The organism is Pseudoalteromonas sp. GW168-MNA-CIBAN-0100 (assembly GCF_040309225.1).
GTDB classification, from domain to species: domain Bacteria; phylum Pseudomonadota; class Gammaproteobacteria; order Enterobacterales; family Alteromonadaceae; genus Pseudoalteromonas; species Pseudoalteromonas arctica.
Map to the genome: position 1 here is coordinate 1 of NZ_JBEOOL010000705.1, position 262 is coordinate 262.

Genomic DNA, 262 nt, shown 5'->3' on the forward strand with positions numbered 1-262 from the left:
GTTTACCGTATGCTCGATAGTGACAATCAAGTAATTTATGTTGGTAAAGCAAAGCATTTAAAAAAACGGGTGAGTAGTTACTTTAGAAGTAACATCACCGACAGCAAAACCCGTGTTTTAGTCAGTAATATTTGTAATGTTGAAGTAACGCTTACTAATACCGAAACCGAAGCGCTATTACTTGAAAACAATCTGATAAAAAAGTATCAGCCTCGTTACAATATTTTATTACGCGACGATAAATCCTATCCTTATATATTAC

1 protein-coding gene is annotated in these 262 nt (G+C 33.6%); it reads left to right on the forward strand.

Annotated features, from left to right (window positions below; all coding sequences use genetic code 11):
* Positions 1–262 (forward strand): GIY-YIG nuclease family protein (locus AAEY62_RS23100; protein WP_350636768.1); only part of this gene is annotated, 262 nt, incomplete at both ends.